This window comes from Paraburkholderia elongata, assembly GCF_013177735.1.
Classification (GTDB): Bacteria; Pseudomonadota; Gammaproteobacteria; order Burkholderiales; family Burkholderiaceae; genus Paraburkholderia; species Paraburkholderia elongata.
On record NZ_WOEZ01000213.1, the window covers coordinates 24,330 to 46,634 of the forward strand.

Sequence of the window (22,305 nt, forward strand, 5' to 3'; positions counted from 1 at the left end):
TACCGGAACTGCGCGGGGGACCCGCTTAAGAATTAGCGATGTGAGCCGCTTTCTTTGCTTATCTTTCTTTGCGGCGGCAAAGAAAGTAAGTGCCTGCCCCGCACAGGGGCGAACGCTAATAAACCAATATCAATTCAAGGAAAGGCCAACGCCATAGGCGAACAGACGAACAAGCGCCGAGCAGGCAAACAGATCAAGGAAAACCCAACGCCGTAGGCAAACAAACAAAGCGCCGCCGCAGGCAAAAACCCCGCTCATCTAACCGCCGACCCCCCATCAGCCACAGGCGCAGCCTCCTCATCCGCAGCCGGATCCCGCGTCTCGGGCATCGCCGCCCAAACCAGCAAAACAGCAAGCGCGCCCGCAGCGGCAAGTCCAAAAAAGCTCACAGCATTGCCAAAATGATCCGCCACAAACCCAGCAGCCGTCGTACTCAAAGTCGCCCCAATCCCAGCAGCCAACCCAAACAACCCAATACAAAGGTTATACCGCCCCTTCCCGCCAGCAACATCGGCGGCAATCAACGGCAGCATCACACCGAACACAGCCGCGCTCAGGCCGTCCAGCATCTGCACCGGCACCAGCAAATAAGGGCTGCTGATCCCGGCAAACAACAACGCCCGTATCGGCAACGCCGAAAAACCAAGCAGCAAAATCGGCCTGCGTCCCCACCGCTCGGCAGAGCGCCCAACCCATGGCGACATCATCGCCACAATCGCCTGCGGCACGATGATGCACGCGGCAATCACGAGCTGCACGTTGTCGCCCATGCCGGCCGTCACTTCGCCAGCGGCAAGATTCAGCATCGCCGCATTCGACAAGTGGAACAGCACGATACAAGCCGCAAACAGCAGCATCCGCTTGTCACGCAACAACTCGCGCAAACTCTCGCGTCGTTCGATCTGTTTCGGTGTCGGCCCGGCCTTCGGCAACTCGATCGTATCGGTGCGCTGAATCATCGTCAGCGCAATCAGCGCCGGCACCGCAAGCGCCGCAGTCAGCCAGAACACCGCGCGGGGCGAATAGTATTCGCCGAATACGCCCATCAGCCCGGCCGCGACGGCGCTGCCGATCGAAGCCCAGCGCGCATTGCGTCCCAACCGGTCGCCCAGATTCGCGCGCCCCACCAGCGCAAACGAGATCGCGGCCAACGCGGGCGTCAGCATGCAGCTGGCAAAGCCGTGGAACACCTCCGCGACAATCACCGGCAGCACCGTCGGGCTCGCGGCCAGCAGCACCGCGCTGAAAATGATCGCGAAGATCGCCCAGGCGGCAGCGCCTTTTTTGTTGCGCAACGCGTCGACGGCAGCGCCGCCCGGCACCTGGCTCACCATCGCACTGATGGTGCCGACGGACAGCGCCATGCCGATCTCGCCCTGGGTCCACTTGTGCGAGGCAAGGTACGACGCAATGAACGGCCCGAAACCCGTCTGCACGTTGGCGACGAAAAAATTCAGCCAATCGAGTGCGCGCAGACTGCGCGCGGTTACGAAAGTGCGGCCTGTCATCGGGCCGCCCGTGCGTTGGAACCCGCAGTGACAGTGGCCGGCGCAGCAGAAGCCGCGGCGGCGGGAGCAGGTGCGGGAGCGGGGGCCGGTGACACTGCACGGATCGGCTTGTCGCTGGCGTACGGTGGCGTCGCGTTGATCTGCGCGTCGCTCAAATCGATCAGCGGATGCAGTTCCTTGTCTTTCGTGACGAAACGCAGCGCCGACCAGTTGGCGGCAATCGTGCGCCTCTCGGTGCTGACCATGCCGTTGACGTCGAGCACGACCGCCTGCGGTTGCGCGTTGGCGTCGATCAGCACGTCGATCACGCGGCCGACCGTGGCGCCGTTCGAACGCTCGACATCGGCGTCGATCAGCGGCAATTGCACGGCAGCGGATTTCGCCGCGGGAGCCGGCGCGGCCGCCGCGTTGAGCGCGATCGGCGCGGTCTTCGCGGTCGGCGTGAAGCGGAACGCGCTCCACGGGAAATTGACCTTGCGGTCGCCCACGCCGAGGAAGCCCTGCAGATTGACCACCATCTCGCGCGGCTTGCCGCTCGCATCCGCGATCATATTGACCGCGCGGCCCACCACCTTGCCGTCGGATTTCTGCACTTCGCTATCGAGCAAGGCGCGCGCCTCGCTGCGCTCGATCGTGCGCAGCACGATCAGCGGCGGGGGGGCGGGCGGCGGCGGCGCGGGCGTGGCGACCGGCGGCGGTGGTTCGACCTTGCGCGGCTTGACGACCGGTTTTTTAGGCTTCTTCGGCTGTTCGGGCTCGGCCGCTTCAGTCTCGACGGGTTCCGGTGCGGAGGCGGCCACAGGGGCGCTCGCGGGCTCGACGGGCATGATCGTGGCGTCGACAATCGGCGCCTGCTGCGGGCCCCACAGCAGGCTGCAACCGGACAGCGCGAACAGCGCGAACACAGCAAGAATCAGAAGACGCCAGGCAGGACGCGAAAAACTGCCGCTCATCAAGAAGGACTCCATGGGCCGGTGCGGACGGGCGCTGTGGACCGCCGCAGTTAAGTCACGCAACTAAGTCACGCAATTAAGTCGCGCTTTAAATCAGGTAAGGGCCAGAGTGTAACCCGCAGCGCCGGGGCGGCCCGGTTTTGCAGGCTTTCTGACAGGTGTTCCGCGCGCACGGTTCATGCCGCATTGCGCGCTTTCCGGCTGCGATGAATGCCTGTTTTTGCACGCCGAAACCCTCAAAACCCTTTCACAACTTCATGACAAACCGTAGGTGTAAACGCGCGGAGCCTCCCCATGGTTTGCCGTCCCTTAAACGATATAAGCATCGCGACATGTCGAGCATGCCATTCATGCGATGGGAGACATATTTGTGTTGGCCTACATTTGGGGACAGCAAAAGAAGAACGGAGCATGCGGGTTGTCCGGACGCATCGCAAGCCGACGTTCAAACCTTGCCACACCACATTAGATCAACGCAACGAGACGAACCTGATGGCGGCCAGAAAACCGGCCGTTTCAGCCCGCTGATAAAGGAGGCACTCATCATGATGGAACCCCACGCCCAACCGATTTCTGAAGTCGGCGCCGAATCATTCGACGGAAAGGGCTTTCTCGACCGCTACTTCGAAATCTCTTCACGCGGCAGTTCGCAGCGTACGGAAATTGTCGCGGGCATCACGACCTTCCTCGCGATGGTCTATTCCGTGTTCGTCGTGCCGGGCATGTTCGGCAAAGCGGGCTTCGATACCAGCGCGGTGTTCGTCGCCGTGTGCCTGACCACCGCCTTCGGCTCGCTGCTGATGGGTGTCTGGGCGCGTCTGCCGATCGCGATCGGCTGCGCGATTTCGCTGACCGCCTTCACCGCGTTCGGTCTCGTGCTCGGCAAAGGTCTGCAGCCGAACGTTGCGCTCGGCGCGGTGTTCCTGATGGGTCTCGTCTTCACCGGGATCTCGGTGACCGGCGTGCGTTCGTGGATTCTGCGCAATCTGCCGACCGGCATCGCGCACGGCACAGGTATCGGCATCGGCCTGTTCCTGCTGCTGATCGCCGCGAATGACGTGGGTCTGGTTGTCAAGAATCCGGGCGCCGGTCTGCCGGTGTCGCTGGGCAATATCACGGCGTTGCCGGCGATCATGTCGGTGGCGGGTCTGGCTGCGATCTTCGGTCTGGTGCGCCGTCGCGTGCCGGGTTCGATCCTGATCGTGATCGTCGCGATCTCGGCGATTGCGCTCCTGATCGATCCGGCGGTGGCGTTCCACGGCGTGTTCGCACTGCCGTCGCTGAGCGCGCCGGGCCATGCTTCGCTGATCGGCGCGATGGACATCAAGGGCGCGCTGTCGATGGCAGTCTTGCCTAGCGTGCTGGCTCTCGTGATGACCGCTGTGTTCGACGCAACCGGCACGATTCGCGCCGTTGCCGGACAAGCCGGTCAACTCGACGAAAACGGCCGCATCATCAACGGCGGCCGTGCGCTGACGGCGGATTCGCTGAGCTCGATTTTCTCGGGCCTGCTCGGTGGTGCACCGGCGGCTGCCTACATCGAATCGACGGTTGGCGTTGCAGCCGGCGCGAAGACGGGGATGGCTGCAGCGGTGGTCGGTCTGCTGTTCTTGGTGGTGATGTTCTTCTCGCCGTTGGCCAGTCTCGTGCCTTCGTATGCAACGGCCCCGGCGCTGATGTATGTGGGTCTGCTGATGCTCTCGAACGTGAGCAAGCTGCACATGGACGACATGGTCGACGCGATGTCGGGCCTGATGTGCGCCGTGTTCATTGTGCTGACCGCCAATATCGTGACGGGCATCATGCTCGGCTTCGCGACGCTGGTGATCGGCCGCGTGGTGAGCGGCGAGTATCGCAAGCTGAACGTGGGCACGGTTGTCATCGCTGTCGTGCTGGTCGGCTTCTATCTTGGCGGTTGGGCGATCTGATTTCGCTGCATTGCGGTTTGCGCGATTTGCTTTAACGCGAGAGTGGGGCGGGCTTTTCCTGCCGCTTTGCTCGAACGTGTAGTCGGTTGTTCTCCACCTTGACGCGGCGTGTTGCAGGGTTTTTGCGACGCGCCGCGTATCTTTTTTGCAGCGTCCCCTTCGCCGCTTTCTTCGCCGTTTCTTTCACTGCTTCTTTCACCGCTTCCTTCACCTCCTCCTGCGCGCTTCGAGAAAAACACGCACCTGTCCTTGACATCCCCACGCGTGTTTCTATACTTAACCTCATGGTTAAGTTTAACGAAATGCTACTCGATCGCACCTTTGCCGCGCTGTCCGATCCGACGCGGCGTGCGTTGCTCGCGCGTCTGTCCGAACTGAGCGATCTGTCGGTCAGCGAACTCGCCGAGCCGTTTGCGATGTCGTTGCCCGCGGTGATGAAACACCTCGACGTGTTGTCCGAGGCCGGTCTCATCACGCGCAGCAAAACCGGGCGCACGGTGGCGTGCCGCCTGTCCGCCGGACCCATGGAGGAAGCCATGGAATGGCTCACCCGCTATCAGCGCTTCTGGTCCGAATCACTCGATCGTCTTGCTGCTTTCGTCGAAGAGGAAACCCCATGTCCACCAAGCCCAGCCTTACCCTCCAGCGCCGAATCAACGCGGCGCCCGCCAAAGTCTTCCGCGCCTGGACGGAAGCGGCGCAACTCATGAAGTGGATGCATCCGGGCGATGCCGAGGTGACCCGGGCGGAACTGGATGCGCGCGTGGACGGGCGCTATTTGATAAGGTATCTCAAGGCGGACGGCCGGGAACTCGAGGTCAGTGGTCAGTATCTGGAGGTGGTGCCCGACGCCAAACTGGTGTTTACATGGGCATGGCGTTCGAGTCCGGAGCAGGAGTCGCTCGTCACGGTACTGTTGCGCCCGGACGGCAACGGTACGTTGCTGACGCTCACGCATGAACAGTTCGTCGACGAAGAAACGCGCGACCACCACCAAATCGGCTGGAGCGACGGCCTCGATTCGCTGGAACGTTACTTCGCCTGACTGTGCACTATCGAACCTGCACGACGTAGAGAAGGAGACGCATATGGACCCGCAACACCGGATCGGTACCAGGGAAGAATGGTTGGCCGCCAGCAAGGCGCTACTAGTCGAAGAGAAAGCGTACACACGCGCCGGCGATGAACTCGCCCGCAAGCGCCGCGAACTGCCGTGGGTGAAGGTCGACAAAACCTATGTATTCAATACGCCGCAAGGCCACAAGACACTCGCCGATCTGTTCGGCGGCCGTCACCAATTGATCGTCTATCACTTCATGCTGGGCCCGGATTGGGAAGAGGGCTGCTTCGGCTGCTCGTTCGTGTCGGATCACATGGACGGCATCCTGACGCATCTTGAACATCACGACGTATCGTACGTGGCGGTCTCCCGTGGGCCGCTCGCGAAGATCGAGGCTTTCAAGAAACGCATGGGCTGGAAGTTTCCGTGGGTGTCGTCGAATGAGAGCGATTTCAATTTCGACTATCACGTGTCGTTCACGCCGGAGGAGATCGCCAGCAAACTGGCGTTCTACAACTTCACCGAGCAGGATGTCGGCATCGACGAGCTACCCGGTCACAGCGTGTTCTACAAGGACGAAGCGGGCGACGTCTATCACACGTATTCCAGCTACGGACGCGGCGGCGAGCAGTTCCTCGGCGCGTACGCGCATTTCGACGTCACGCCGAAAGGCCGTGACGAGAAGAAGAATATGGGCGATTGGCTCAAGCATCACGATCGCTATGAAGAGACGGCGAGTGGTTGCGCCGCGTGCGGCTCGTGACGCGCGCCGGCAATCAATAAGCGGGACGTCATGCCCCTTTGCGTCCCGCTTCATAAAACAGCGCGAACAACTCCGACTGCGAGTTGACGTTGAGCTTCGTATAGATGTGCTTCTTGTGCGCGCGCACCGTCTCGAACGAGATCATCAGTTTCTCCGCGATGGCGCGCGTTGAAAATCCGCTCAAGCTCAGCATCGCCACCTCTACTTCGCGCGCGGTGAGTGGCGAGCGGCCGCCCGCCGCAGACACCTGCTCGAAGCGCGCGGCATAGGTAGGCACGTCCGTCGGGGCGCCTGCTTCTGTCGCTGCTTCCGTCGCTGTTTGCGTCACCGCCTCGCTCGAGGCCGGCTCCGGAGCGTCGAATGCCTCATACGGCAAGCGCTGCCGCAGCAGCGCGATCACCCATGGCGCGCAGAGCGCGAGCACCGCCAGGTCGCGCTCGCCATAGCGATGCGTTGCGCCCAGCGAGAACGCCAGCGTATGCCGCGCGTCGATCATGTAGTTGAAATGCACCTCATCGCCGACGATGTTTTTCCGGAAGTACCGCTGGTAGTAGTCGGTCATCGAGAAGTTGTCGGGCGCGACGTCCGCAAGCGTGACGAAGCCAGATGCAGGCTTCTCGGTCGCGGCGATATAAAACGGGTCGAGTTGATAAAGCGCGGCGAGATAGTCCTGAAACATCGCATCCACCGTGCCGTCCGGCGTGGGCGATTCGGCGCAGACGAGGGGCGCCGCGCCAGGTGTGAAGCGCAGGGCGACCCAATTGTCGAACACGACATAGCGTTCGAGCGCGCGCGTGAGGCGAGTCCAGAATTGCGCGCTGTCGAGTGCTTCGATAACCGCGCCGATCTCGCGATGAAAGGCCAGATCGCGCCATTCGAGTTCCATGCCTGCTCCGTTGAGGGTAACCCAGCCGGGTGATTACGAACAAAAATATGTCTGGTAATAATAGGCCCAACCTGAAACGCGGGCGGCCCGACAATAGTCGCTATTTAACGCGAAGCAGACCGGCATGGGACCAGAGTAGGCGCTAAAGCGCCAACTCTGGTCGACACAGGAGACAGAATGCTTCAACTCGAACTGGCACAGATCCCGATCGTGGATGGCGCGACGGGCGTCGGCGGCGCAAATGTGCAACGCGTGCTGCAAACCATCGGCCAACGCGCGGCCGGAACCGATCTGATCGTGTTTCCGGAGACCACGCTGTCGGGCTTTCCGACGCGGGACACCATCGGCGACGTGGCCGAACCGATCGACGGGCCGTCGCTGACCGCAGTCCGCCATGCGGCGCGCGAAGCAGGCGTAGCCGTGGCGGTGGGTCTCGCCGAGCGTGACGGCAAGCGCTTTTTCAACACCACGGTGCTGGTCGACGAGCGCGGTGAGATCTCGCTGCGCTATCGCAAGACGCATCTGTGGGCGTCGGACGTGGGCGTATTCGAACCGGGCGACCGTTACGAAGTATGCAGCTTCAAGGGCCTGACCGTTGGCATCCTGATCTGCTACGACATCGAGTTTCCCGAAACGGCGCGCGCGGTCGCCTCGCTCGGCGCCGATCTGCTGATCGTGACGAACGGCAATATGGAGCCGTTCGGGCCGGTGCATCGCCGGGCGATCGTGGCGCGCGCCATGGAGAATCAGATGTTCGCGGCGCTCGTGAATCGCATCGGTTCAGGTGACGACAACCTCACGTTCCCCGGCGAATCGGCGTTGATCGATCCATTCGGCGACGTGGTGTGCGACGCCGGGCAGGAAGAAACGGTCCTGCGCGCCACGCTCGATCCGGCGCGTCTCGAAGGTGCGCGCGAACACTATCGCTATCTGCATGACGCGCGCATTGCGCTCGACCTCGCGACGCTGGACGGCGAGCACGGGCAACGTGCGCGTGTGATCCGCGCGCGTTAAGGCGCGCGCTTATGTGCAGGTGCGCATAAGCGCACTCAAGCGCCAATAAGCGCAAATAAGCACCACGTCAGGCAAAGAACCATCGGCGCGGCATACGCGCTTCCAGCAAATCTGATTGACAAAGCTCGACCGGGGCGCGTTCAACGCCGCCCCCCGGCGACGCTCGCCCATTCGCAAGAGAGGAGACACAGCATGACCCCAACATCACCCACTGAGCGCGCCGGCGCACCTGCCGCACCCCAAGACGCGCATCTGAAGCGTACGCTCGGACTGCCTTCAGTCCTGCTGTTCGGCCTCGCCTATATGGCGCCGCTGATCGTCTACGGGACCTACGGTGTGCTGGCGAGCGCCAGCAACGATACCGCCGCGCTCGCGTATCTGATCGCCCTGATCGCGATCGTGTTCACGGCGCTCAGTTACGGCAAGCTCGCGCGGCTTTTCCCGGTGGCGGGTTCAGCTTATACGTACACGCGCAAAACCTTCAATCCGCATCTGGGCTTCATGATCGGCTGGGCCACCTTGCTCGATTACTTTTTCCTGCCGATGGTGATCTGGCTGATCGGCGCCGCGTATCTCAGCGCTGCGTTTCCAAACATTCCGAGCTGGATCTGGATTGTCGCGTTCATCGTGTTGACGAGTGCGCTGAACATTCTCGGCATCGAACTCGCGAATCGTTTCAACATCGTGCTGATGGTCGTGCAACTCGCGATCGTCGCCTTGTTCGTGGTGCTGTGCTGCCACTATGTGACCGCTGCGGCCGGCCCCGGCGGTCTGATTTCGGCTGAGCCGTTCTTCAAGCCGCATGTGCCGTTCTCGGCGACGATGGCGGGCGCCGCGATTGCCGCCTATTCGTATCTCGGCTTCGACGCGGTGTCGACCTTGACCGAAGAAACGATTGCCCCTGAAAAGACCATGCCGCGCGCGATCGTGTTGATCGCGTTGATCGGCGGCGCGATCTTCGTGATCGCCGCGTACACGGTGCAGCTCGCGCACCCGGGTGCGGTGTTCAAGGACCCGGATTCGGCCGCCTTCGAAGTCGCGCGCAAAGTGGGCGGCGATATCTTCGTGACGGTGTTTCTGGCCGGCCTGATTCTCGCGCAATTCGCTTCGGGCATCTCGGCGCAGGCAAGTGTGGGCCGTTTGCTGTATGCGATGGGACGCGATGAAGTATTGCCCAAGCGCATCTTCGGTTTCGTGCATCCGAAGTTCAAGACGCCGGCGCTGAACATCGCAATCGCGGGCGCAATCGGTCTGGTCGCGTTGAAGCTCGACGTGGCGACGTCGACCTCGTTCATCAACTTCGGCGCGTTTCTCGCATTCACTGCGGTCAATCTGTGTGTGATCCGCCAGTTTTTCAGCGCAAAAGGCAGTGCGAATGCAATGGGCGTGATCGGCGGCCTGCTGTTTCCGCTGGCCGGTGCGATTGCGGATATCTGGCTGCTGGTGAGCCTCGAGAAAACCGCACTGGTGCTTGGTGCGGTGTGGTTCGTGCTGGGGTTGTGCTATCTCGGCTGGCTCACGCGCTGTTTCCGCCAGGCGCCGCCCGAAGTCGCGATCTGATGCAGTCGCTCGCGCTTGTGTTCGTGGATGTCTGTCAGTGTGTCTGTCAGCGGTGGGGCGCATCGCGAGTTGAAACGGATGGCGCTGCATTGCGCAGCGTCGGACTCATAGCGCCATGTCGAAAGCGGGCTTGAGGAACAGCTCGATCGCCATCACGACAAGACTCATCGCGGCCGCTGCCAGCGTCAACGTACCGTATTCGTCGTAGCGTGAATCGTACAGGCACGCCACGACGAAAATAATCGCCAGCAGGTTGGTCAGCCAGTAGAAATTCAGCGCCAAGTTCATCGATTAAATCCGGGCTCACGTGCGACTCGTATCGTCGAGTCGCGCTATTAGGTGAGCCGGATTCTAGCCATTCGAGCTTACGGATTCGCAACGGCTGTGCTTACACGGATTACGCCCTGGAGGACGCCCTCTGGGGCGTCCGGAAGAAGTCCTCTTGGGGGGCGCCCTGGAGGACGCCCTCTGGGGCGTCCGGAAGAAGTCCTCTTGGGGGGCGCCCTGGAGGACGCCCCGAAGGAAGCCCCCTCGGGGGACATCACATCATGTCGTGCTCGATCCAGTCGATCACCGAACTGCGCTTGGGCTGCCAGCCGAGCAGTTTGCGAGCGCGCTCACCGCGCACGCGGCTGTTCGAACCGAGCCCGTACGAAGCCATTTCGTAGCCCCATACCTTTTGCGCTTCTTCAAGCGGCCAGTCTTGCTCGCCCAGTTTCATCACGCGGGCGATCGCCGCGCTCATGTCACGAAACGACGCCTCGCCGCTTTCGACGAAGTAGAAGGTGCCCGCCGGCGTCTTCTCCAGCGCGAGGCGATAGAGTTCGGCGACGTCGTCGATATGCACGTTCGACCAGATATTGCCGCCGCTGCCCACATGCCGCACTACGCCGCTCTTTTGCGCCTGACGCACGAGCCGCGGCAACTGCACGCTTGCGCTGCCCGGCACGGCGCCGTGACCATAGATGAGCGTGTTGCATAGCACCGCGGAGCGAATGTTCTGCTGTGCCGCATCGAGCACGAGTTGATCGATGGCGACGCGTGCCGCTTTATCCGCGGTCGGCTCGGGCAGGGCGTCCTCGTGATAGATGCGTGCCTCGCCCGCCTCGCCACCCGATGCATCGCCGACGATGCTCGAGCCGCTCGTATGCAGAAACGGCTTGCCGGAACCGGCCAGGCCGTCGATCAGCGCTTTCACCGCGCCCTCATGGTCGCTGCTCGCGGCGTTGATGACCGCGTCGGCGGCTTTTGCTTCGGCGATCAGCAGTTCGCGGTCGTCGAGCGTGCCGATGACGGGTTCGATACCGAGGCGTTGCAATTCAGCGCTGTGCTCGGGCTTGCGGATCAAACCCCGTACCTGATGGCCGGCGCGCACGAGGTGCGCCGCGATCGAACCGCCGATAAAGCCGCTTGCGCCAGTAATGAAAATCTTCAAGACGTTCTCCCCAAGGTGGAAACACGATGCAATGCGCGCAGTATCCGCCGTCTTGATTCTCGCAAAAAGCGTGTTAGTCTCAAATCAATCTTGATTTGAAATCAACAATGAAAACTTCCACCGACGAGTTGCTGGTGTTCGTCACGGTGATCGACAGCGGCTCGATCACCGCGGCGGCGGAGAAATTGGGGCAGACGGTCTCCGGCGTCAGCCGCGCGCTCACGCGCCTGGAAAAGAAGCTCGACACCGCCCTAGTGCGGCGCACGACGCGCCGTCTGCAACTGACCGAAGAGGGCGACGCGTTTCTGCGGCGAGCGCGGGCGATTCTCGCGGCCATGGAAGAGGCCGAGGAATCCGTCGCGCGCGGGCGCGAGCGGCCCTCGGGACGTTTGCGGGTCGAAGCGGCGTCGCCGTTCATGCTTCATTGCGTGGCGCCCCATATGAAGGCGTTTTCGGCGCTGTATCCGGAGATTCGTCTGGAATTGACCAGCAACGAGCGGATCGTCGATCTGCTCGAACAGAAGGTGGATATCGCGATCCGCATCGGCGCGTTGCAGGATTCGACCTTGCATGCGCGCGCCTTGGGCAGCAGCAAGCTGAGGGTGCTCGCCAGTCCGGCGTATCTGGCCGAATACGGCGAGCCGAAGTCGGTGGAAGCGTTGCGCGAGCATCGCCTGATCGGCTTCACGGCGCCAGAGCATCTGAATCGCTGGCCATTGAGGAGGGGCGGGAAGGGCAAGCCAGAGCCGCTGAAGATCGAGCCGGCGATTACCGCATCGAGCGGCGAGACGCTGCGCCAGTTGGTCCTGTCGGGATGGGGCATCGCCTGTCTTGCCGACTTCATGACCGCGGCCGACGTGCGCGAAGCGCGGCTGGTGCCAATTCTCGGCAACGTGCTGGCGGATGAGCGGCAGCCGGTGAGCGCGGTGTATTACCAGAGCGCCTCGCTGGCGGGGCGCGTGCAGTGTTTCCTGGATTTCATCGCGGCGCGGGTGACGCTTTAGCGAATCCTTCGCCAGTAATCCGCTTAAAAGGCCCGCGGCTCGTACGAGTGCGCGGGCTTTTTTGCGCCGTCACTGCGCTCTCCTATAACTCTGTAAGAGGTGCATCGGCCGGCCCTGCTGCGCCGGCCGGCGCGTTGGACCTTTTTGTCCGCTTGCTGCCGTCTATTTTGAATGTGTATATACAACTTGTTTGTCGCGATGAACAAGCGCGGTGCAGCGGCCGCGAGCACCCGAAACCCCGCTACAACCGATATGCATACCACGCAAGCGTCCGGCCCTAATGGAAACCCCTAGGCCCGAAGCTGCAAAAACAAGTTGTATATACAAGACGGCGGCGCTAAACTTCTCTCGAATTGTATAGACAAGACAGGACAACACCATGATCATTCTGAAGCCCGGCTACCTGACCCTCCCGCAACTGCGCCAGATCGCACGCGAACACGTCGCGCTGCAACTCGATCCCGCCAGCCACGCCGCCATCGACGCCTGCGCCAAAGCCGTCGCCGATATCGCCGCAAAAGGCGAGCCGGCGTATGGCATCAACACGGGTTTCGGGCGCCTCGCCAGCACCCACATCCCGCGTGACCAGCTCGAACTGCTGCAACGCAATCTGGTGCTGTCGCACGCCGTCGGCGTGGGTGAGCCGATGTCGCGTCCGGTCGTGCGCCTGCTGATCGCGCTGAAGCTGTCGAGCCTCGGCCGCGGCCACTCGGGCATCCGCCGCGAAGTAATGGAAGCGCTGATCACGCTGTACAACGCCGACGTGCTGCCGGTGATTCCGGTCAAGGGTTCGGTCGGCGCATCGGGCGACCTCGCGCCGCTCGCGCATATGTCGGCAACCTTGATCGGCGTCGGCGAAGTGTTCGCCAAGGGCGAGCGCATGCCGGCTACCGAGGGCCTCGCGCTGGCCGGCCTGAAGCCGCTCACGCTGCAAGCGAAGGAAGGTCTGGCGCTGCTGAACGGCACGCAAGCCTCGACCGCGCTCGCGCTCTACAACATGTTCGCAATCGAAGACCTGTACCGCACCGCACTGGTGGCGGGCGCGTTGTCGGTGGACGCAGCAGCGGGTTCGGTCAAGCCGTTCGACGCGCGCATTCATGAACTGCGCGGCCATCAAGGCCAGAGCGAGGCGGCAACGGCTTACCGTTCGCTGCTGCAAGGCTCGGGCATCAACGTTTCGCACGCCGATTGCGACAAGGTGCAGGACCCGTACAGCCTGCGCTGCCAGCCGCAAGTGATGGGCGCGTGTCTGGACCAGATGCGTCACTCAGCTGACGTGCTGCTGATCGAAGCGAACGCCGTCTCCGACAATCCGCTGATTTTCCCGGACACGGGCGAAGTGCTGTCGGGTGGTAATTTCCACGCTGAGCCGGTTGCATTCGCTGCCGATAATCTCGCGCTAGCCGTCGCTGAAATCGGTGCCTTGGCTGAACGCCGCATCGCGTTGCTGATCGACGCGACGCTGTCGGGCCTGCCGCCGTTCCTCGTGCGCGACGGTGGCGTGAACTCGGGCTTCATGATCGCTCACGTGACCGCTGCGGCCCTCGCCTCCGAGAACAAGACGCTTGCGCATCCGGCTTCGGTCGATTCGCTGCCGACGTCCGCGAACCAGGAAGACCACGTTTCGATGGCGACGTTCGCCGCGCGCAAGCTCGGCGACATCGCCGAAAACGTCGCGAACATACTGTCGATTGAGTTGCTCGCCGCCGCGCAAGGCGTCGATCTGCGCGCGCCGCACAAGACCAGCCCGAGCCTGAAGAAAGTGATGGACACAGTGCGCAAGGACGTCGCGCATTACGAGCTCGATCACTATTTCGCACCGGATATCGCGGCGGTCACGCGTCTCGTGCAAAACGGCACGATCGCGAAGCTGAGCCCGTTCTCGTTCGCGTCCGAACAGTAAGCAGTCAATCAGGCAGAACAAGCCAATGAACGCACCGGCCTATCAGGGCATCAAGGACTTCATCCTCGGCCGCATCCATGCGGGCGAATGGGCCGAAGGCGACCAGGTGCCCTCCGAAAACGAGCTCGCGCGCGAATTCAACGTCGCGCGCATGACGGTCAACCGCGCGTTGCGCGAGTTGACCTCGGAGCAGGTCCTCACGCGTGTGCAGGGCTCGGGCACATTCGTGGCCCGGCCCAAGTACGAATCGACGCTGGTGGCGATCCGCAGTATCTCCGACGAAATCGTCGCGCGCGGTCATCGCTACCAAGCGAACGTGCTGCACATCGGTGCGAGCATCGCCGACGAAGCGCTCGCCGAAGAAATGCAGGTGAGCGCGGGCAGTCCGGTGTTTCATTCACGCGTGCTGCATTTCGAAAACGACGAGCCGGTGCAACTCGAAGAACGCTGGGTCAATCCGGCGGTCGCGCCTGAGTATGCGTTGCAGGACTTTACGAACACCACGCCGAATCAGTATCTGGTGCGCGTTGCGCCGCTGCAGCGCGTCGAGTACCGCATCGAAGCGCTGGCTGCGGATGCGGCTACACGCGAACTGCTGACGATGGATGAACTCGAACCGTGCCTCGTGCTGCATCGGCGCACGTGGTCGCAAAGCCAGGTCGCTTCGATTGCCAATCTCTGGCATCCCGGCAGCCGCTATCGCTTCACCGGACATTTCTGATTTCGCTGTATTTTTCGACCCGCGTCTAAGCTCATTTTTCGACTTATTTTCCCGAATTCTCCCGAACATTTTCACGTATTCCGAGGGCCACCATGAACAACCCGAAACACATCGACCCGCGTCTGGACCCGACTCGCACGATCCGCGCACCGCGCGGCGCGGAAAAGACCTGCAAGACCTGGATCGCGGAAGCCGCGTACCGGATGATCCAGAACAATCTGGACCCGGAAGTCGCCGAGCATCCGCACGCACTGGTCGTGTACGGCGGCATTGGCCGTGCCGCGCGTAACTGGGATTGCTACGATCAGATCCTCGCGTCGCTGAAGGACCTGAACGAAGACGAGACGCTGTTGATTCAATCGGGTAAGCCGGTCGGCGTGTTCCGCACTCACGCGGACGCACCGCGCGTGCTGCTGGCGAATTCGAACCTGGTGCCGCATTGGGCGACGTGGGAACACTTCCACGAACTCGATCGCAAGGGCCTGATGATGTACGGCCAGATGACCGCGGGCAGCTGGATCTACATCGGCAGCCAGGGCATCGTGCAGGGCACCTACGAGACGTTCTTCTCGGTGGCGAATCAGCATTTCAACGGCGATCCTTCGGGCCGCTGGATTCTGACGGGCGGCTTGGGCGGCATGGGCGGCGCGCAACCGCTGGCCGCGACGATGGCCGGCTTCTCGATGATCGCAGTGGAATGCGACGAGACGCGTATCGACTTCCGTCTGAAGACGCGTTACGTCGACAAGAAAGCAGCGACGCTCGACGAAGCGCTTGCCATGCTCGAAGAAGCGAAGAAGGCAGGCAAGCCGGTGTCGATCGGGTTGCTGGGCAATGCAGCGGATGTGTTCGCCGAATGCGTGACGCGTGGCATCACGCCGGATTGCGTGACCGACCAGACTAGCGCGCACGATCCGATTCACGGCTACCTGCCGCAAGGCTGGAATGTCGAAGACTGGCGCGAGCGTCAGAAGACGGTGCCGGACAGCATCGTGCTGCCCGCCAAGCAGTCGATGGCCAAGCAGGTGCAGGCGATGCTGACGCTGCAGGAACGCGGCGCGGCCACGCTCGACTACGGCAACAACATCCGTCAGATGGCGTTGGAAATGGGCGTGGAAAACGCGTTCGATTTCCCGGGCTTCGTGCCGGCGTATATCCGTCCGTTGTTCTGCGAAGGCAAGGGCCCGTTCCGCTGGGTCGCGCTGTCGGGCGATCCCGAAGACATCTACAAGACCGATGCGAAGGTCAAGGAACTGATCCCTGACGATCCGCATCTGCACAACTGGCTCGACATGGCGCGCGAACGTATTGCGTTCCAAGGTCTGCCGGCGCGGATCTGCTGGGTCGGCGTGAAGGATCGTTACCGTCTGGGCCAGGCGTTCAACGAAATGGTCCGGAATGGCGAGCTGAAGGCGCCGATCGTGATCGGCCGCGATCACCTCGATACCGGTTCGGTGGCCAGCCCGAATCGCGAAACCGAATCGATGAAAGACGGCTCGGACGCAGTCAGCGACTGGCCGTTGCTCAACGCACTGCTCAACACGGCGGGCGGCGCTTCGTGGGTCTCGCTGCATCATGGCGGCGGCGTCGGCATGGGCTTCAGCCAGCACTCGGGTGTTGTGATCGTCGCTGACGGCACGGATGCTGCGAAGGAGCGCCTCGGCCGTGTGCTGTTCAACGATCCGGCGACCGGTGTGATGCGTCACGCGGATGCGGGCTATGAACTTGCACAGGAAACGGCGCGCGAGGCAGGCCTGAATCTGCCGATGCTGGGCCGTTGATCGTGGCGGTTGTCGGTAGCATGGCAACCACGACGCTCATCCGCGGCGCCGACCTCGTGGCGGCGCCGTGGAAGAACGGCGGCGGCGTCACGCGGGAAGTGGGGGCGTTTCCCGCAGGCACGGGGCTCGACGCATTCACGTGGCGCGTGAGCATCGCCGACGTGGCGCAGGCCGGGCCGTTCTCGCGTTTTGCGGGTATTGACCGCACGTTGGTGTTGTTGTCGGGCGCGGGCATGTTGCTCGATGAAACCGATGCCACCGGCGCTCACGCCGCGAAGACGCATGCGTTGACCCAGCCGCTCGATATCGCGCGGTTTGCGGGCGAAGCGCAAATCGACGCGCGTCTCGTCGATGGCGCCACGCGCGACTTCAACCTGATGGTTCGCCGTGGCGCGGCGGTGGGCGAAACAGACGTGTGGCGCGGCGCTGCGCAACGCACTTTGTCCGCCGACGTGGTGCTGTTGTTCTGCGCAAGCGGTTCGGTTTCGGTCACGCTCGGTGGCGAAACCCAACCGCAAGTGCTTGAGGCCGACGACACACTGCGCATCGACACGCCGAGTGCGCTGTCATGCACGGTCGAGGGCGCGGGCGCATTGCTCGCGATTAGCATCCGCTATACGTGATGACCGCAACGATGACGACGATTCGTGTGCGCGCTTGAATCCTGCCGAACACCTGGTAAGCGCCAGGCAAAGGCCAGGCAAAGGCCAGGCAAAGCGCGCCGCGAACTACCACAGACACGCAACGAGCTGCAGAGCACGCGATGAAGCAAACCGTCTGGCATCACCTGAAACTCTGCCCCCAGGGCGATCCCCAACACACGCTGCCCGATGCCGAGATTGCCGTTGAAAACGGCAAGATCGCATGGCTCGGCGCAGCTTCCGACTTACCCGCCGACTACGCCGCATGGCCGCGTGAAGACCTGCACGGCGCGTGGGTGACGCCGGGTCTCGTCGATTGCCATACTCATCTGGTGTACGGCGGCCAGCGCGCGGATGAATTCGCGCAGCGCCTCGCCGGCGTCAGCTATGAAGAAATCGCGCGGCAGGGCGGCGGCATCGTCTCGACGGTGCGCGCCACGCGTGCCGCCGACGAAGACTCGCTGTTCCGCCAATCGGCCGCACGCCTCGAACCGCTGCTCGCCGAAGGTGTGACGGCGGTCGAAATCAAATCCGGCTACGGCCTCGATCTCGCCAGCGAGCGCAAGATGCTGCGCGTCGCGCGCCAGTTGGGCGAGCGCTATCCGGTGACGGTCTATACGACGTTTCTCGGTGCACACGCATTGCCGCCTGAGTTCGCGGGAAGAGCCGATGCGTATATCGACGAAGTCTGCAACACGATGTTGCCCGCGCTCGCCGACGAAGGTCTGGTCGACGCTGTCGACGTATTTTGCGAGCGTATCGGTTTTTCGCTGGAACAAAGCGAACGCGTGTTCCAGGCCGCGGAGCGCTATAAATTGCCGGTGAAAATGCACGCCGAGCAGTTGTCGAACGGCGGCGGCACGGCATTGGCCGCGCGTCACCATGCGCTGTCCGCCGATCACCTTGAATTCCTCGACGAAGCCGGTGTTGCCGCGATGAAAGAGTCCGGCACCGTCGCCGTGCTGCTGCCCGGCGCGTACTACTTCATCCGCGAGACGCAATTGCCGCCTTTGGATTTGCTGCGGCGCTATCAGGTGCCGATCGCGATTTCCACCGACAGCAATCCCGGCACGTCACCCACCACGTCGCTGCTGCTGATGATGAACATGGCGACCACGTTGTTCCGCATGACGGTGCCGGAAGTGCTGCAAGGCGTGACCTCGCATGCGGCACGTGCGCTCGGACGCGCGGACCAACATGGCTCGCTGGAAGCAGGGCGCGCGGCGGATTTCGCGGTGTGGTCGGTGGATTCGCTGGCCGAGCTGGCTTACTGGATTGGGCGTCCGTTGTGCGCGCAAGTCGTGCGTGCGGGCGAGACTGTTTATACGCGGCGTGATTTGAGCTAGGGCCTGAGAGATGATGCAATCAAAACGATCACTATTTGCCGATCACGCCTATCTACCTGACGGTTGGCGCCGTAATGTGCTGCTGGAATGGGACACAAACGGCACGCTGACATCGGTTACGCCCGATACGCCGGCTGTTCCGGACGGTGTGAAAAAAGCCGCCGGCCCCGTGTTGCCAGGCATGCCGAATCTTCACTCGCATGCGTTTCAACGCGCGATGGCCGGTCTGACCGAATACCGTGCCGCATCTGGCACAGGGGCTACCGATAACTTCTGGAGCTGGCGCGATCTGATGTACCGCTTCGCCGCGCGGATCACGCCGGAAGGGCTCGCTGCTGTCGCGCAGTGGTTGTACATCGAAATGTTGAAAGCGGGCTACACGTCGGTCTGCGAATTCCATTACGTGCACCACACGCCGGACGGCAGCCGCTATGCGAACCCGGCGGAACTGGCGCAGCGGGTAGTGGATGCGGCATCAACCAGCGGCATCGGTATGACGATGCTGCCCGTGCTGTATCAGTACAGCGGTTTCGGCACGCGCCCCCCGCGTGAAGATCAGCAGCGCTTCATCAATACGCCGGAGAGTCTGCTCGACCTGCTCGGCACGTTGCGCGCGGCACGTCCTGAGGGCGCTGCGTTGCGTTATGGCGTCGCGCCGCATTCATTGCGCGCGGTATCGGCCGATTCGTTGCGCGCCTTGCTGAACGGCATCGATAAAAGCGCGCCGGTTCACATCCATATCGCCGAGCAAACCGCCGAAGTCGACGCCTGCCTTGAAACCGAAGGTGCGCGGCCGGTGCAATGGCTGCTCGATCGCTTCGACGTCGACAGCCGCTGGTGCCTCGTGCACGCCACGCATGTCGATGCGAACGAAACGCTTGCACTCGCGAAGAGCGGCGCGGTCGCCGGTTTGTGTTTGACCACCGAAGCCAATCTCGGCGACGGCATTTTTCCGGCGCACGAGTATCTCGACGCGCAAGGGCGTATCGGTGTGGGCTCGGACAGCCATATCGGCGTCGACTGGCGCGCGGAATTGCGTTTGCTCGAATACGGCCAGCGCCTCACGCGTCGGCAGCGCAATGTGCTGGCATCGTCGCAGGCTACGCACGTGGCCGATCGTTTGTTCGACGCTGCGCTCGAAGGTGGCGCGCATGCCACCGGTCGCATGGTCGGCGCATTGCAAGCCGGCCGCCGTGCCGACTGGCTGGTGCTCGATCCGGATCATTCGAGCATCGCCGAGCACGCGCCGAACGCGTGGCTCTCGGGCGTTGTATTCTGCGAGCATGGCGAGTCGCCGATTCGCGACGTCTACGCGGGCGGTGACAAGGTCGTCGACAATCGCCGGCATCGCGACGAGGAGGGCGCGTACGCGCGCTATCGCGGGGCGCTCGCCGACTTGCTCAAGTAACTTGTTCAAGCCACTTGCCGAAGCAAAATGCTTGCGTGAATTGCCGAGTAAACTGAGCCTTCGACTTTTATCGATTCCGGACTGACATGACTGCTTCGTCTACTGCCAATACTCCGCCGGTTTTATCGCTGCATCAGGGAAGCCTGCCGTTGCTGATTTCGATCCCGCATCTGGGCACGCAAATCCCCGCCGATATCGCCGCAACGATGACGCCGGCCGCGCAGCGCACCGACGACTGCGACTGGCACCTCGACCGTCTCTACGCGTTTGCAAAGCGCATGGGCGCGTCGATCCTGTCGCCGACGTACGCGCGTTATGTGATCGACCTGAACCGCCCGCCCGACGGCGCGAATTTGTATCCGGGACAGGACACCACCGGTTTGCTGCCGGTCGATACCTTCGACAAGGAACCCTTGTACCGGGAAGGCCATCTGCCGACCGACGCCGAAGTCGCACGCCGGCGCGATGCTTACTGGAAGCCCTATCACGATGCGCTGGCGGGCGAGCTCGCCGCGCTGAAGGCGAAGCACGGCAAGGTGCTGTTGTGGGAAGCGCATTCGATTCGCTCGCACGTGCCGCGTTTTTTCGAAGGACGTCTGCCGGATTTCAATTTCGGCACGTCGAACGGCGCCAGCGCGGTGGCCGGATTGGGCGAGGAATTGGCCGCGGTGGTTGAGCGGCATGGCGGTTATTCCGCTGTCGCCAATGGGCGGTTCAAGGGCGGGTATATCACGCGGCAGTACGGGCAGCCGTCGCAGGGTGTGCACGCGGTACAGCTCGAGTTGTCGCAGATTACGTATATGGAGGAGCAGATGCCGTATGCGTACGACGAAACACTGGCTGTGAAGGTTGAGCCTTTGCTGGAAGAACTGGTGGCGACGGCGTTGGAGCGCATTAATGCAGTTTGACGGCGGCAGCTTAACGCCGGCAGTTTGAAGACGCTGCCGTCACCCGGTATGCATTTTATCTTCTCCACGCGGTTCGCCGCGCTTCGCATTCCGCGAGGCCGCGGCCGCGTCGGCTCACACCGCAAAGGTGTAACAGCATGTGTCCGTGATTGCATGCTGCGGCTTTCGCGCCGAACGTATAGAGCGTCGAAGGTTTCGTCAAAAGGTTGACCTGCGGGATTGACCCGGGGCGTCGACCCGCGCCTCGTCGAAGCGGAGCGGCCACAAAAAAGCCCCGCGGATGGCGGGGCTCTCCGATGCGCGCCGTAAGGGGCGCTGCATAACGCTCAGTGGCAGCGACGTTCCCAGTGATGGTGGACGCGCACCTTGTGACATTCGCGGTGGTGCTGATAAGCCTGGGCGGGGGCGATCGCGCTCAGGGTGACGACGGTTGCTGCGATGGCGAGAACAATCTTCTTCATTACAAAATCCTTAAATCATGGTGGTGGCGCTAACGCTGCGGCACGTGGCGTGCCGCAACGGGTCGAAAGGATGCCACACATCGCGTACGCAACGCGGGAACACTGGCCAAATGCATGGGTCAACTCAAAACGCTGAGCTTCGTGGCGCTTTATCCCTGGACGGCGGCGTGCGGTAGGGTGTCATTTCGACACGTCGAGCGTCGCGGGATGCGCGCGCGGGCATTGCGCGCCAGGCGCTGAAGCGGCTACCCTTTCAGAACGATGACGTGTGCGTATCGCGTCATCCATACATCGGGCCATAAGATGGAAGACCCAGCGATGGAAGATTCCGACGAATTGCTGCTCCCGGTCTGGCGAGCGAACCTGGTGCTGCTGACCCGCGAGGTCGGCGCCGCGACGCGTCTGGCGCGCATGATGACCTTTTCCGCCAGCTACCTGAAATTGATTTTGTCCGGCCAGCGCGAATTCAGCGAGGAGTTCGTGCGCGGTATCGAGGCCGTGACGGGCTTGCCGAATGGCTGGATGAACGTGTCGCATACCGAGCAGGACATACCGGCCAATGCGCGCGAAGCGATCGACAACGAACAGCCGCTTGGGCGTTTTCGCGGCACGGCGCATCCCGTGCGCAAGAAGACGGTGCTGCGGCCGCCTGAGCCGATTTTCGGCCAGACGGGTCCGGCCAAACGCGTGGAAGAAGAGACGCTCGATGCCGAAGCGCATCGGCGTCAGGCCCACTTCCGCAAAGTTCGCGATCTGGCGATACAGGATGTGCGGCGCTTCGAGCGGCATTTGAGTCAGGCGCCGGTGGACCTTGCATCGATGCGATCGAAAGTGGAGGACGTGATCGCCGCCGCCGATCTCGAGCACCCGATTCAGGCCGATCTGGCCGGCCGGATCGAGCAGATCGAAAAGCATCGGCATTTATTGCTCAGGCATGTGGAGAAGTTGCAGGCTTTGCTCGGGAAAATTGGGGAAGGGGATTGATGCCAGCAGCAGGGGTTTCTGTGGTTCGCAGGCTTGAAACC

Annotated in this window: 21 protein-coding genes; 15 read left to right on the top strand and 6 right to left on the bottom strand. The window is 62.5% G+C overall.

All coding sequences use genetic code 11. The features are described 5' to 3' along the window. Window positions 1-254: 254 nt before the first annotated feature. Both GNZ13_RS38500 and GNZ13_RS38505 read right to left on the bottom strand, forming a co-directional pair. Window positions 255-1,508 (bottom strand): MFS transporter, encoded by a 1,254-nt coding sequence (locus GNZ13_RS38500; RefSeq protein ID WP_172174865.1) that lies wholly within the window; start codon window positions 1,506-1,508, stop codon window positions 255-257. Beyond that, window positions 1,505-2,461: a PRC-barrel domain-containing protein gene (locus GNZ13_RS38505; RefSeq protein WP_172174868.1), complete on the bottom strand. Its 957-nt coding sequence runs from the start codon at window positions 2,459-2,461 to the stop codon at window positions 1,505-1,507. Before GNZ13_RS38505 ends, GNZ13_RS38500 begins: the two co-directional genes overlap by 4 nt. Before the next feature lie 545 nt (window positions 2,462-3,006). Between GNZ13_RS38505 and GNZ13_RS38510 the strand changes: the two genes are divergently transcribed. From GNZ13_RS38510 to GNZ13_RS38525, 4 genes are all read left to right on the top strand, one after another. Next, window positions 3,007-4,389, top strand: a complete 1,383-nt coding sequence (locus GNZ13_RS38510; protein WP_172174871.1) for an NCS2 family permease — start codon at window positions 3,007-3,009, stop codon at window positions 4,387-4,389. Between the two features lie 86 nt (window positions 4,390-4,475). Next, complete coding sequence (locus GNZ13_RS38515) at window positions 4,476-5,099, top strand: ArsR/SmtB family transcription factor (RefSeq protein ID WP_236002378.1); 624 nt, start codon at window positions 4,476-4,478, stop codon at window positions 5,097-5,099. Then, a complete protein-coding gene (locus GNZ13_RS38520; protein WP_172174874.1) occupies window positions 5,006-5,434 on the top strand; it encodes an SRPBCC family protein in 429 nt (142 codons plus the stop codon). The genes GNZ13_RS38515 and GNZ13_RS38520 overlap by 94 nt, the downstream gene beginning before the upstream one ends. Window positions 5,435-5,477: 43 nt before the next feature. Then, window positions 5,478-6,212, top strand: coding sequence for a DUF899 domain-containing protein (locus GNZ13_RS38525; RefSeq protein WP_172174877.1), 735 nt, complete (start codon window positions 5,478-5,480; stop codon window positions 6,210-6,212). A 28-nt stretch (window positions 6,213-6,240) separates the two neighbouring features. Here the strand turns inward: GNZ13_RS38525 and GNZ13_RS38530 are convergent, their stop codons facing one another. Next, on the bottom strand, window positions 6,241-7,098 hold the full coding sequence (locus GNZ13_RS38530) for a helix-turn-helix transcriptional regulator (RefSeq protein ID WP_172174880.1): 858 nt from the start codon (window positions 7,096-7,098) through the stop codon (window positions 6,241-6,243). 177 nt (window positions 7,099-7,275) lie between these two features. On the opposite strand from GNZ13_RS38530, the gene GNZ13_RS38535 reads away from it, so the two are divergent. Both GNZ13_RS38535 and GNZ13_RS38540 read left to right on the top strand, forming a co-directional pair. Then, complete coding sequence (locus GNZ13_RS38535; RefSeq protein ID WP_172174883.1) at window positions 7,276-8,112, top strand: carbon-nitrogen hydrolase family protein; 837 nt, start codon at window positions 7,276-7,278, stop codon at window positions 8,110-8,112. Between the two features lie 192 nt (window positions 8,113-8,304). Further along, window positions 8,305-9,672: an APC family permease gene (locus tag GNZ13_RS38540; protein WP_172174886.1), complete on the top strand. Its 1,368-nt coding sequence runs from the start codon at window positions 8,305-8,307 to the stop codon at window positions 9,670-9,672. Between the two features lie 105 nt (window positions 9,673-9,777). Here GNZ13_RS38540 and GNZ13_RS38545 read toward each other — a convergent pair whose 3' ends face one another. After that, window positions 9,778-9,960 carry a hypothetical protein gene (locus GNZ13_RS38545; RefSeq protein ID WP_172174889.1) on the bottom strand — a complete coding sequence of 61 codons (183 nt, stop codon included), beginning with the start codon at window positions 9,958-9,960 and terminating at the stop codon, window positions 9,778-9,780. 253 nt (window positions 9,961-10,213) lie between these two features. Continuing rightward, window positions 10,214-11,107 carry an NAD-dependent epimerase/dehydratase family protein gene (locus GNZ13_RS38550; RefSeq protein WP_172174892.1) on the bottom strand — a complete coding sequence of 298 codons (894 nt, stop codon included), beginning with the start codon at window positions 11,105-11,107 and terminating at the stop codon, window positions 10,214-10,216. 107 nt (window positions 11,108-11,214) lie between these two features. On the opposite strand from GNZ13_RS38550, the gene GNZ13_RS38555 reads away from it, so the two are divergent. The 8 genes from GNZ13_RS38555 (at window position 11,215) to hutG (ending at window position 20,819) form a co-directional block, all read left to right on the top strand. After that, on the top strand, window positions 11,215-12,111 hold the full coding sequence (locus GNZ13_RS38555) for a LysR family transcriptional regulator (protein ID WP_172174895.1): 897 nt from the start codon (window positions 11,215-11,217) through the stop codon (window positions 12,109-12,111). A 379-nt stretch (window positions 12,112-12,490) separates the two neighbouring features. Further along, entirely contained in the window at window positions 12,491-14,014 is a 1,524-nt protein-coding gene (hutH, locus tag GNZ13_RS38560; protein WP_172174898.1) for a histidine ammonia-lyase, read from the top strand. A gap of 25 nt (window positions 14,015-14,039) precedes the next feature. Beyond that, entirely contained in the window at window positions 14,040-14,735 is a 696-nt protein-coding gene (hutC, locus tag GNZ13_RS38565; RefSeq protein WP_172174901.1) for a histidine utilization repressor, read from the top strand. A 92-nt stretch (window positions 14,736-14,827) separates the two neighbouring features. Then, a complete protein-coding gene (gene hutU, locus GNZ13_RS38570) occupies window positions 14,828-16,516 on the top strand; it encodes a urocanate hydratase (RefSeq protein WP_172174904.1) in 1,689 nt (562 codons plus the stop codon). A 20-nt stretch (window positions 16,517-16,536) separates the two neighbouring features. Beyond that, on the top strand, window positions 16,537-17,139 hold the full coding sequence (locus GNZ13_RS38575) for a HutD/Ves family protein (RefSeq protein ID WP_172174907.1): 603 nt from the start codon (window positions 16,537-16,539) through the stop codon (window positions 17,137-17,139). A gap of 140 nt (window positions 17,140-17,279) precedes the next feature. Further along, a complete protein-coding gene (gene hutI, locus GNZ13_RS38580; RefSeq protein ID WP_172174910.1) occupies window positions 17,280-18,503 on the top strand; it encodes an imidazolonepropionase in 1,224 nt (407 codons plus the stop codon). Between the two features lie 10 nt (window positions 18,504-18,513). Further along, a complete protein-coding gene (locus GNZ13_RS38585; RefSeq protein WP_172174913.1) occupies window positions 18,514-19,911 on the top strand; it encodes a formimidoylglutamate deiminase in 1,398 nt (465 codons plus the stop codon). A gap of 86 nt (window positions 19,912-19,997) precedes the next feature. Beyond that, window positions 19,998-20,819, top strand: coding sequence for an N-formylglutamate deformylase (hutG, locus tag GNZ13_RS38590; RefSeq protein ID WP_172174916.1), 822 nt, complete (start codon window positions 19,998-20,000; stop codon window positions 20,817-20,819). A gap of 326 nt (window positions 20,820-21,145) precedes the next feature. On the opposite strand, the gene GNZ13_RS53635 is transcribed toward hutG, so the two are convergent. Continuing rightward, window positions 21,146-21,280 (bottom strand): hypothetical protein, encoded by a 135-nt coding sequence (locus tag GNZ13_RS53635; RefSeq protein ID WP_268959228.1) that lies wholly within the window; start codon window positions 21,278-21,280, stop codon window positions 21,146-21,148. 318 nt (window positions 21,281-21,598) lie between these two features. On the opposite strand from GNZ13_RS53635, the gene GNZ13_RS38595 reads away from it, so the two are divergent. After that, window positions 21,599-22,264: a hypothetical protein gene (locus GNZ13_RS38595; protein ID WP_172174919.1), complete on the top strand. Its 666-nt coding sequence runs from the start codon at window positions 21,599-21,601 to the stop codon at window positions 22,262-22,264. Window positions 22,265-22,305: the final 41 nt, after the last annotated feature.